This is a genomic window from Streptomyces sp. NPDC007808, from assembly GCF_042868655.1.
GTDB lineage: Bacteria > Actinomycetota > Actinomycetes > Streptomycetales > Streptomycetaceae > Streptomyces.
In genome coordinates this window covers 414,530-425,474 of sequence record NZ_JBIAEQ010000007.1, presented here as the reverse complement: position 1 = coordinate 425,474, position 10,945 = coordinate 414,530, and the positions used below count along the sequence as shown (strand labels likewise).

Annotated in this window: 11 protein-coding genes; 10 read left to right on the top strand and 1 reads right to left on the bottom strand. The window is 71.1% G+C overall.

Going from position 1 to position 10,945, the window contains the following annotated elements; translation table 11 throughout:
* Positions 1-174: 174 nt before the first annotated feature.
* From ACFYNL_RS27480 to mscL, 6 genes are all read left to right on the top strand, one after another.
* Positions 175-1,701: a potassium/proton antiporter gene (locus tag ACFYNL_RS27480; protein WP_388807721.1), complete on the top strand. Its 1,527-nt coding sequence runs from the start codon at positions 175-177 to the stop codon at positions 1,699-1,701.
* Positions 1,702-1,949: 248 nt separating this feature from the next.
* Positions 1,950-3,242 carry an MFS transporter gene (locus ACFYNL_RS27475; protein ID WP_388807719.1) on the top strand — a complete coding sequence of 431 codons (1,293 nt, stop codon included), beginning with the start codon at positions 1,950-1,952 and terminating at the stop codon, positions 3,240-3,242.
* Positions 3,243-3,309: 67 nt separating this feature from the next.
* A complete protein-coding gene (locus ACFYNL_RS27470) occupies positions 3,310-3,621 on the top strand; it encodes an FmdB family zinc ribbon protein (RefSeq protein WP_388807717.1) in 312 nt (103 codons plus the stop codon).
* Positions 3,622-3,709: 88 nt separating this feature from the next.
* Entirely contained in the window at positions 3,710-4,552 is an 843-nt protein-coding gene (locus ACFYNL_RS27465) for an S-methyl-5'-thioadenosine phosphorylase (RefSeq protein ID WP_388807715.1), read from the top strand.
* Between the two features lie 253 nt (positions 4,553-4,805).
* A complete protein-coding gene (locus ACFYNL_RS27460; RefSeq protein ID WP_388807978.1) occupies positions 4,806-5,342 on the top strand; it encodes a hypothetical protein in 537 nt (178 codons plus the stop codon).
* A gap of 129 nt (positions 5,343-5,471) precedes the next feature.
* Positions 5,472-5,930 carry a large conductance mechanosensitive channel protein MscL gene (gene mscL / locus ACFYNL_RS27455; RefSeq protein ID WP_388807713.1) on the top strand — a complete coding sequence of 153 codons (459 nt, stop codon included), beginning with the start codon at positions 5,472-5,474 and terminating at the stop codon, positions 5,928-5,930.
* Between the two features lie 4 nt (positions 5,931-5,934).
* Here the strand turns inward: mscL and ACFYNL_RS27450 are convergent, their stop codons facing one another.
* The gene (locus ACFYNL_RS27450; RefSeq protein ID WP_388807712.1) at positions 5,935-6,117 is read right to left on the bottom strand and encodes a hypothetical protein; all 183 of its coding nucleotides are present in this window, start codon (positions 6,115-6,117) and stop codon (positions 5,935-5,937) included.
* A 130-nt stretch (positions 6,118-6,247) separates the two neighbouring features.
* On the opposite strand from ACFYNL_RS27450, the gene ACFYNL_RS27445 reads away from it, so the two are divergent.
* The 4 genes from ACFYNL_RS27445 (at position 6,248) to ACFYNL_RS27430 (ending at position 10,933) form a co-directional block, all read left to right on the top strand.
* The gene (locus ACFYNL_RS27445) at positions 6,248-7,486 is read left to right on the top strand and encodes a low temperature requirement protein A (RefSeq protein ID WP_388807710.1); all 1,239 of its coding nucleotides are present in this window, start codon (positions 6,248-6,250) and stop codon (positions 7,484-7,486) included.
* 107 nt (positions 7,487-7,593) lie between these two features.
* A complete protein-coding gene (locus ACFYNL_RS27440) occupies positions 7,594-8,622 on the top strand; it encodes a P1 family peptidase (RefSeq protein WP_388807708.1) in 1,029 nt (342 codons plus the stop codon).
* A 166-nt stretch (positions 8,623-8,788) separates the two neighbouring features.
* Positions 8,789-10,009 carry an Ig-like domain-containing protein gene (locus ACFYNL_RS27435; protein ID WP_388807706.1) on the top strand — a complete coding sequence of 407 codons (1,221 nt, stop codon included), beginning with the start codon at positions 8,789-8,791 and terminating at the stop codon, positions 10,007-10,009.
* A 177-nt stretch (positions 10,010-10,186) separates the two neighbouring features.
* The gene (locus tag ACFYNL_RS27430; RefSeq protein WP_388807704.1) at positions 10,187-10,933 is read left to right on the top strand and encodes a DUF6227 family protein; all 747 of its coding nucleotides are present in this window, start codon (positions 10,187-10,189) and stop codon (positions 10,931-10,933) included.
* The last annotated feature ends 12 nt before the right edge of the window (positions 10,934-10,945 follow it).

The window sequence follows — 10,945 nt, the reverse complement described above, 5'->3', positions numbered from 1 at the left end:
ACCATAGGCGCAGGGCCCGGTCGCCCTTGACGCGGACTGGTGAACCCGCACGGACGGGCGTTCGATCATGCACCGCGAAGCGTCAAGAAATCGTCAAGAGTTAGGTAAGGTAACGAAGTAGTTGGATACGGAGGACCGCCTCCTCGTGTCCTATGTACGGGAGCCCACGCGCGTGTGTGCGCGGGCCAGGGAAGGGAACGGCCGCTGACTGTCCACGACCTCAACCAGCTCCTGCTCGTGTGCTCGCTCGTCCTGCTCGTCGCCGTCGCAGCGGTCCGGATCTCCTCGCGCAGCGGGCTCCCCAGCCTGCTCGTGTACCTGGGCATCGGCATGCTCATGGGCCAGGACGGCATCGGCGGCATCCGCTTCGACGACGCCGAGCTGACCCAGGTCATCGGCTACGCAGCGCTGGTGGTGATCCTGGCCGAGGGCGGTCTCGGCACGAAGTGGAAGGAGATCAAGCCGGCCCTGCCGGCCGCCACCGCGCTGGCGCTGGTCGGGGTCTCGGTGAGCGTCGGCGTCACGGCCGCGGCCGCGCACTACCTGGTCGGGCTGGAGTGGCGGCAGGCGCTCATCATCGGGGCGGTCGTCTCTTCCACCGACGCGGCCGCGGTCTTCTCCGTCCTGCGCAGAATTCCGCTGCCCGCGCGCGTGACGGGCACCCTGGAGGCCGAGTCCGGCTTCAACGACGCCCCGGTGGTCATCCTGGTCGTCGCCTTCTCCACGCACGGGCCGATCGAGCACTGGTACGTGCTGCTGGGCGAGATAACGCTGGAACTGGCCATCGGCGCCGCCGTCGGCATCGCCGTGGGCTGGCTGGGCTCCTGGGGCCTCAGGCACGTGGCACTGCCCGCCTCCGGCCTCTACCCGATCGCCGTCATGGCCATCGCCGTCGCCGCCTACGCGGCGGGCGCGATGGCGCACGGCAGCGGCTTCCTGGCCGTGTACCTCGCCTCGATGGTGATGGGCAACGCGAAGCTGCCGCACTGGCCCGCCACCCGCGGGTTCGCGGACGGAGTCGGCTGGATCGCCCAGATCGGCATGTTCGTCCTGCTCGGCCTGCTGATCACCCCGCACGAGCTGGGCGACGACATCCTGCCCGCGCTCGTGATCGGGCTGGTCCTGACGATGATGGCGCGCCCGCTCAGCGTGATCGTGTGCCTGACACCCTTCCGCGTGCCCTGGCGCGAGCAGGCCCTGATGTCCTGGGCCGGACTGCGCGGCGCCGTGCCCATCGTCCTCGCGACGATCCCCATGGTGGGCGGCGTCGAGGACAGTCGCCGCATCTTCAACATCGTCTTCGTCCTGGTCGTCGTCTACACCCTGGTCCAGGGGCCGACGCTGCCCTGGCTGGGCCGCAAGCTGCACCTGGGCGACGAACTCGAAGCCACCGACCTCGGGATCGAGTCGGCGCCCCTGGAGCGGCTGCAGGGGCATCTGCTGTCCTTCTCGATCCCCGAGGGCTCGAAGATGCACGGCGTCGAGATCAACGAGCTGCGACTGCCCGCCGGAGCCGCGGTCACCCTGGTCGTGCGCGACGAGAAATCGTTCGTTCCGCTGCCGACGACGGTGCTGCGACGCGGCGACGAGCTGCTCGTCGTCGCCACCGACCCGGTGCGGGACGCCGCGGAACGCCGTCTGCGCGCCGTGGGAGCGGGCGGCAAGCTGGCCGGATGGCTGGGGACGAACGGGGCAGCCTAATCACAGGCGGAGCGCCCGGAAGTGCTCATTTTCACAGGATCGACCGGCCCGGCTCCCTGTACTATGCAGGCGTACCCAGATCAAACCAACTCTGCCTGACGCAGAGCTGGCGCGACCGTATGGCGGCCGCGACGCCCCTCCTTGCCGGGCGCCGGTATCTACCGCAGTCACATGCGCAAGAGGACAGCTCTCGGCGCCGCCCCCCACCCACAGGGGCCGCGCTACCAGGTGGCAGAAAGGCACGGGCCGTGGCGTCCACGGTCACCACCGAGCCGTCGAAGGACTCGTCGGCCTCCTCCCGCCCCGGATACGGGCACCTGCTGCGCACCCGCGGCGCCTGGACGTTCCTGATCCCCGGTTTCGCGGCACGCCAGCCGTTCGCGATGCTGACCATCTCCATCGTGCTGCTGGTGCAGCACACCACCGGCTCGTACGGTGCGGCGGGCGCCGCCGCGGCCGTCACCGGCGTCTCCATGGCGCTGTTCGCGCCCTACAGCGGCCGTCTGGCCGACCGCTACGGACAGCGCGTCGTCCTGATCCCCGGTGTGCTGATCCACGCCGTCTCGGGTCTGACGCTCACGGCGCTGGCCCTGTCCCACGCGCCGCTGTGGGCCCTGTTCGCGGCCGCCGTGCCCACCGGTGCCTCGGTGCCGCAGGTCGGGCCCATGGTGCGGGCCCGCTGGGGAGTGAAACTCCAGGGCTCGCCCCTGATGACGACCGCCGCGGCCTTCGAGTCGGTCACCGACGAGCTGACCTTCGTGGTCGGCCCGCTGCTGGCCACCGCCCTGTGCACCGCCGTCGACCCGGCCGCGGGCCTGGTCACCGAGGCGTCCCTGACGCTGCTGGGCGGTCTGCTGTTCGCCGCGCAGAAGAGCACCCAGCCGCCGGTCACCGCCGCCGCTCACGCGCGCGTGGAGCACGTTTCCGCGCTGCGCGTCCCGGGCGTGCGCGTGCTCATCGTGACCTTCCTGGGCATCGGCTCCGTCTTCGGCGGCATGCAGGTCTCCCTGGCCGCCTTCACCGAGTCGATCGGCCGGCCCGGTCTGAACGGCGTCCTGTACGGCACCTTCGCGGCGGGCAACATGCTCGCCGGCCTCGTCTGCGGCGCCATCGCGTGGAAGGCCGCCCCGCAGCGCCGCCTCGTCATCGGGTACGCCGCCCTGGCGCTCGCCGCCTCCGGCCTGTGGGCCGCGCACTCGGTGCTCTTCCTCGCCGGCCTCGGCCTGGTCGTCGGCATGTGCATCGCGCCCGCGCTGATCACCGGCTACACCCTGGTCGAGAGCCTGGTCCCGGCCGGTGCCCGCACCGAGGCGTTCACCTGGCTGACCGGCGCGGTGGCCCTCGGCCAGGCCGCCGCCGTCACGGTCGCCGGACAGCTGGAGGACCGCCTCTGGAGCGGCGCCGGGTTCCTGGTGCCGATGGGCGGGACGCTGCTGGCCCTGGCCACCCTGGTGGCCTTGCGCTCGCGGCTGGTCGTGCGGCCCCAGGGCCGTACGGTCGCACGTGGCGTCGGTCACCGGGTGCCGGTAGCAGTGGACTGAGCGGCTGGAATACGTCACTATGGACCGTCGTTAGCACTCATCGAGTGAGAGTGCCAGGAGGAAGACAGTGCCCACCTATCAGTACCAGTGCACCGAGTGCGGCGAGGGTCTCGAAGCGGTGCAGAAGTTCACCGACGACGCCCTGACCGAGTGCCCCAGCTGCCAGGGCCGCCTCAAGAAGGTGTTCTCCGCGGTCGGCATCGTCTTCAAGGGCTCCGGCTTCTACCGCAACGACAGCCGCGGCGCCTCGTCGAGCAGCTCCCCGGCGACGTCGAAGTCGTCGTCCTCCTCGTCGGACTCGTCCTCGGCGTCCTCCTCCTCGTCCTCCTCGGACTCGAAGGCATCGAGCGGCGGCACCGCCTCCAGCTCCGCCGCGTAAGGCCCACCACTCCTTACGGGATCACGGGACCCTGTCGTCGTACGGCGACGGGGTCCTCGGCGTCCCCGGGTCCGGTTAGGGTGCGGGCATGGCGAACAAGGCGAACGTCCAACTCGGCGTGATCGGCGGCTCCGGCTTCTACTCGTTCCTCGACGACGTGACCGAAGTACAGGTGGAGACCCCGTACGGGCCGCCCAGTGACTCCCTCTTCCTCGGCGAGATAGCCGGTAGGCGGGTCGCCTTTCTGCCCCGGCACGGGCGCGGCCACCATCTGCCGCCGCACCGGATCAACTACCGGGCCAACCTCTGGGCGCTGCGTTCGCTCGGCGCGCGTCAGATCCTCGGCCCGTGCGCCGTGGGCGGCCTGCGTCCCGAGTACGGGCCGGGCACGCTGCTCGTACCGGACCAGCTGGTCGACCGGACGAAGTCCCGTGTGGGCACGTACTTCGACGGGCTGCCGCTGCCCGACGGCACCGTCCCGAACGTCGTCCACGTCTCCCTGGCCGACCCCTACTGCCCCACCGGACGCGCGGCCGCGCTGAAGGCGGCGCGCGGGCGGGACTGGGAGCCGGTGGACGGCGGCACGCTCGTGGTCGTGGAGGGGCCGCGTTTCTCGACCCGCGCCGAATCGCTGTGGCACCAGGCGCAGGGCTGGTCGGTGGTGGGCATGACCGGCCACCCCGAGGCGGCGCTCGCTCGCGAACTGGAGCTCTGCTACACCTCGTTGACGCTGGTCACGGACCTTGACGCGGGCGCCGAGACCGGCGAGGGCGTCTCGCACGACGAGGTCCTGCGGGTGTTCGCGGCGAACGTGGACCGACTGCGGGGTGTTCTCTTCGACGCGGTGGCCGCGCTGCCGGCGAACGAGGAGCGGGACTGTCTGTGCGTCGGGGCGCTGGGCGGGATGGATCCCGGGTTCGAGCTGCCGTAGCGGGGGCTCGGGGCGCGCGTGGGGGCGGTGCGGGGGCGGTGCGGGGTCGGTGCGGGGGCGGTGTGGGGCCTTGGCGGGGAGGCGGGTGAGGTCCTGCCGGGAAGCTGCGCTCGGGCCGGCGTGAGGCTGAATCTCTCCTTCGGGTGAGGGAGTTGTCCACAACCGGCCGGTAGTCCACCGGCCTCAGCGGACGGTGGCGCGATGACTCATCGTGACTTCGACAGCCGATCCGTCGTCGCAGGTGGTGGTCCCCATGTCCGTCGCTCCTCCTTCCTCCCCGATCGCTCCGCGCCCGCTGGGCACGGACGCCCCCGCCACATGCGAGGTGCCGCACTTCGCCCCGGTCCGTGTGCGCGGCGGACGCCATCAGCTGCATCGGCTTCTACGGCACCGGAGGCGGGCCCTGACAGCGGGGCTCGCCGTGACCGCGGCGGCGCTCCTGGCGGCGGGCCCGCGGGAGGCCGACGGGGCGCGCGGGCATCCGGTGGCGGAGCCGGTTCGTCAGCACCGGGCCGTCGAGAAGGTGTCCGCACCTGTGCGCATCGCCGACGGGGCGACCGTGCGGCTGCTGCGGCCCGGCGACCGGGTCGACGTGATCGCCGCACAGGCGGCCGCGTCGGGCGGGGACGCCCAGGTGATCGCACGGGGTGCGCGGGTGGCCAAGGTGCCGGAGCCGTTGGACGCCGCGACCGGGAGCGGAGCGCTGGTCGTGCTCTCGGTGCCGCGCTCGACGGCGGCACGCCTTGCGGGCGCGAGTGCCACGGCGCGGCTGGCGGTGACCCTGTGCTGAGCAGCCTCCTGCGTGACCCGCTGAAGGATCCCTCGATGGTGGGGGCCCGTTGGACAGGACGGCCCAGCGCTGACGTAGGTTGCGGAGCGGTCCGTTCCACACGTTGTGCGTCCGAGGGGTGGCTCCTAAGTGAGCGAGAAGAAGGAACCGAGCGTCCTGCAGGGCTTCAAGGCCTTCCTGATGCGGGGGAACGTCGTCGATCTGGCCGTGGCGGTGGTCATCGGCGCCGCCTTCACCAACATCGTGAACTCGGTGGTGAAGGGGGTCATCAACCCGCTGGTCGGGGCGATCGGGACCAAGAACCTCGATCACTACAGCTCATGTCTGAGCTCGACCTGCGAGGGCGAGCAGGGCATCCGGATCCTGTGGGGCTCCGTGCTCGGCGCGGCCCTCAGCTTCGTGATCACCGCGGCCGTCGTGTACTTCCTGATGGTCCTGCCGATGGCGAAGTACCTCGCTCGTATGGAGGCGCGCCGCAAGGCGAAGGAGAGCACTCAGGAGGTCATCGAGGTGACCGAGCTGGAGGTGCTCAAGGAGATCCGCGACGCGCTGGTCGCGCAGCGCGGCTCGGGGCACGACGAGCGGTAGCGGCTCAGAGGTGGTGGGGCGGCTTCTCGTCGAGGAAGCGCTTCAGGTCGGCGGCGCTGTCGCCGTCGGCGCCCGGCCGCTCGCCCCATCCGCGGTCCGTGTCGTCCGAGGACTGCTGGTCCAGCGGGTCGTCGAAGATCAACGCGGGCTTCGGCCGACGCGGCTCGGGGGTGGGGGCGGTGCTCATGCGTCCAGGGTACGGCCCCGCGCAGGCCGGGTCCCCGGGCGGCGGGCCCCCTGCCGGTGGGCCGTGGGGCTTGCGCGCTGGTGACGCGCTGGGCAAGAAATTCCCCGCCCCTTCTGCTGTGCTTGATCCCATGACGTCCAGTTCGAGTCCCGCGCCTGACTCCTCCCGCGCGCACGAGAGCCACCGCCCGCTGCGCAGGCTCACGGCCCGTGGTCGTGGTGAGGCGCACCGGGCCGCCACTCCGCTGGAGCTTCTGTTCGACCTGTGTTTCGTCGTGGCCGTCGCCCAGGCGGGCATCCAGCTGGTGCACGCCGTGGCGGAGGGGCACGCGGGCGAGGGGATCCTCGACTACGCGATGGTCTTCTTCGCCATCTGGTGGGCCTGGATGAACTTCACCTGGTTCGCCTCGGCGTACGACAACGACGACGTCCTCTACCGCATCGCCACCCTGGTGCAGATCGCCGGTGTGCTGGTCCTGGCCGCCGGGATCTCCCGGGCATTCGAGGACCATGAGTTCCTGGCCGTCTGGCTGGGCTACGTGATCATGCGGATCGCCCTCGCGGCGCAGTGGCTGCGCGCGGCGCGGGCGAGCGAGGGCCCGGAGAGAACGACGGCACTGCGCTACGCGGGCGGGGTGCTGCTGTGTCAGGTCGGATGGCTGGGGCTGGTGGTCCTGCCCGAGGCCGCCAGGCCCTGGGCGTTCCTGGTGATGGCGATCCTGGAGATGTGCGTGCCGCTGTACGCGGAGAAGGACCATCCCACGTCCTGGCATCCGCGTCACATCGCCGAGCGGTACGGGCTGTTCACCATCATCGTGCTCGGCGAGAGCGTCGCGGCGGCCACGATCGCGGTCAAGACCGGGATCGACGAGAGCGACGAGCTGGGCGAACTGCTGCCGATCGCCGCGGGCGGGCTGCTGATCATCTTCGCCGCGTGGTGGGTCTACTTCGCGGTGCCGATCCACGGTCATCTGCGGGGCAACAGACAGGCGTTCCTGTGGGGGTACGGCCACTACGTGGTCTTCGCCTCGGCGGCCGCGATCGGCGCGGGCCTGGAGGTGGCGGTCGAGCAGGCCATCGGCAAGGCGCACATCTCGACACTGGCCGCGTCGGCGGCGGTGACCCTGCCGACGGCGCTCTATCTGCTCACCGTGTGGGCGCTGCACTCCCGTCACTTCAAGGTGGGCATCGCCCATCAGCTGGTGCTGCCGACGGCGGCCCTGCTGGTGATCTGCTGCACGTTCCTGGGTGACTGGGCGGTGCCGGCGGCCGGCCTGGTCTCGCTACTGACAGTGGCGGTGGGGGTGACGCTGACGGCGCGCACGACGGGCCTGGAGAGCGGACAGCGGGGGCGGGCGCCGGTCGCCTAGGGCCGCCCGGGCGACGCCGGCTTGATCCGAACGAACAGGCCTTGAGGGCCTCGGGCTCGCCCGAAGGGGGCATGGGCCGGCGCCGGTCGCTGGACGAGACTGGGCGCATGACAGTTGACGCTCTGACAGATGTCGCGGGGCTGCGGGTGGGCCACGCGACCCGTTCCGGCGACGGTTGGCTCACCGGCACCACGGTCGTCCTCGCACCCGAGGGTGGGGCCGTCGCCGCCGTGGACGTCCGCGGCGGGGGCCCCGGCACCAAGGAGACCGACGCTCTCGATCCACGCAACGTCGTGCAGCGGGTCGAGGCGATCGTGCTGACCGGAGGCAGCGCGTACGGGCTCGACGCGGCGTCCGGGGTGATGGCCTGGCTGGAGGAGCGCGGCCGTGGGGTGCGGGTCGGGGTGGATCCGGCGCATGTGGTGCCGGTGGTGCCCGCGGCGTGCGTGTTCGACCTCGGGCGGGGTGGCGACTTCCGGGCACGGCCGGACGCGGCCACCGGGCGGGCGGCGGTCGAGGCGGCCGCGGCGAGCGAACCCGGCACGCCGGTGGCGGAGGGCTGCGTGGGTGCCGGTACGGGGGCCACGGTCGGGCCGGTCAAGGGCGGGATCGGCTCGGCGAGCATCGTCCTGGACTCGGGGATCACGGTGGCCGCTCTCGTGGTGGCCAACGCGGCGGGGTCGGCCGTGGATCCGGGAACGGGGGTCCTGTACGGGGAGCTTTTCCAGGGCCGGGTGGACTACCCGGAGCAGAGCGTGCACCAGGCCGCGCGCCGGCACCTCGCCGAGCTGGCCGTGAAGAACGCGCCGCCACCGCTGAACACCACGCTTGCGGTGGTCGGCACCGACGCCCGGCTGTCCAAGGCGCAGGCGCAGAAGCTGGCCGGTACGGCGCACGACGGCATCGCGCGTGCCGTGCGGCCGGTGCATCTACTCAACGACGGGGACACGGTGTTCGCGCTGGCCACCGGGGAGCGCCCGCTGGACGCCGAGCGTCCCCTGGCGTTGAACGAGCTTCTCGCGGCGGGCGCGGACGCGGTGACGCGCGCGATCGTGCGTGCGGTGCGGGCGGCCGAGTCGGTGGACGGGCCGGGCGGAGTGTGGCCTTCGTACCGGGAGTTGTACGGGAGCCCGTGACGAGCGGGATGGGCGCGGCGGTGCCCCGGTCCCGTGGGGGTGATTGTCGCGGTTCTGTCACGTGATGGCGTTCACTGCGCACGTGGGGAACCCGCTCCGGTGACGGTGGCCTCTTCCACCGTGGAACGGAACGGATCCCGCAGACCGCATGAATATGGAGTAGATCGTGACAACGCCGGACATAGCAGCACGGCCCGCGCTGGGGGCCTGTGCCGCCCTGATGATCGGCGCCCTGACTCTCACCGCCTGCGGCGGGAGCGGCGACGCCGGCAAGGAGGACGGCAAGGGCGGCGGCAAGGACGGGTCCACGTCCGCCGCGAGGATAGCGATCTCGGCGAAGGACGGCTCGACCGGAGCGTCGATCAACACGACCGGCGTGAAGGTCAGCGACGGCGAACTGACCGCCGTGAAGATGACGGTGGCGGAGACCGGGCAGCCCGTGCCGGGCTCCCTGTCCGCCGACGGCGGCAGCTGGAAGCCCAAGGAGCAGCTGGAGCGAGGGACGAAGTACCGGATCGCGGCCACCGCCGAGGACGGCGACGGGCGCAAGGCCGCCGCCGACTCGACGTTCACCACGGTCACCCCCGCGGGCAGCTTCATCGGCACGTACACGCCCGACGACGGCACGACGGTCGGCGTCGGCATGCCGGTGTCGTTCACGTTCGACAAGGCGATCAGCGACAAGAAGGCCGTGCAGTCGCACATCACGGTCACGTCCAGCAGTGGACAGAAGGTGGTCGGGCACTGGTTCGGGACGCAGCGGCTCGACTTCCGGCCCCAGGAGTACTGGAAGACCGGCTCCAAGGTCACGATGAAGATCGACCTGGACGGCGTCGAGGGCGCGAACGGCGTCCGCGGGGTGCAGAAGAAGACCGTCACCTTCACCGTCGGGCGCTCGCAGGTCTCCACGGTCGACGTCGACACGCAGACGATGACGGTCGTGCGGGACGGAAAGACGATCAAGTCCGTGCCGATCTCGGCGGGCAGCTCGGAGTTCTCCACCTACAACGGCCAGATGGTGATCTCCGAGAAGTCCAAGCAGCTCCACATGGACAGCCGCACCGTCAACCTCGCCGACGCCTACGACATCAAGGACGTGCCGCACGCGATGCGTCTGACCAAGTCGGGCACCTACATCCACGGCAACTACTGGTACAACAAGGGCAACCCGCCCTTCGGTCGCCAGGGCACCAGCCACGGCTGCGTCGGCTTGCAGGACGTGAAGGGCGGACAGGGGGACACGCCGTCCAAGTGGTTCTACGACAACTCGCTTCTCGGCGACGTGGTGATCGTCAAGAACAGCCCGGACAAGAACGTGACCCCGGACAACGGACTCAACGGCTGGAACATGCCGTGGAGCCAGTGGATCGCGGGCAGCGCTGTCTGAACCACCGAAGCCCCTCCGAGCAGGGATTCTTGACAGTTCGTCGGGCCGCGCGGGAACTTCTCGCGCGGCCCGAGCGTTTCTCCGGACGTACGTTTTCTCGGTTCCCGGACATGATGTCCGACCGAGGGGCTACGGTATGCACCCACAAGGTGACATGCAGCAACGCCGGGAGAAACCTTGAGCGTTCCGTACGAGACGGCAGCGTACGAACCACCCGAGTCGCCGGAGTCTCCGGAAGAGCACCTCGCGCGGCTCCTCGGCCGTGCCCTGAACTCCTTCGAGTTGCCGGACGAGACGATAAGGCTGCTCGACTGCGCGCTGGCTCACGACAGCTCGCTGCACTCCGCGCACCACAGCGCGGGGCTGCACCGCGAGACGTACCGGCACACCTGGCTGCTCGCGGACGGCTCGGCGCTCACCCTGTGGGAGCTCGTCCACAACACCGCGCGGGACGGGGCGCCGCAGCACGAGGTGTACGTGGACGAGGAGGAGTTGCGCGCCGCGACCGCCCGGCTGCCGCTGCCGCCGGACGCGCCGGACTTCGAACTGCCGGTGACCGTGCAGCTGTCGCCGATCCCCTCACCGCGCCACGCCTACGTACCGGACGGCTCGGCGGACCACGCACGCCGACTTCTGCGCCGTGCCGAGAACGCCGACCGGCCGGACGCGGAGACGGCCGCGCTGCTCGCCACGGCGCGCGCGCATCAGATCACGCAGGCGTTCGGACGGCCGTGCCGGGTGGGCCGCGCCGGGCTGTGTTTCTCGCTCTACGAGCATGCCTTCCTGCTGCTCGACGGCAGCGAGGTCTCCCTCTGGGAGGTCGAGCACACGGCGACACCGGACGGGCGGCACATGTGCGAGGTGTACGTCGACGAGGACGCGGCGCGGGACGCGATGGAGCGGCGGGCGGCCCAGGTCTCGTAAAGCCCCGGACGG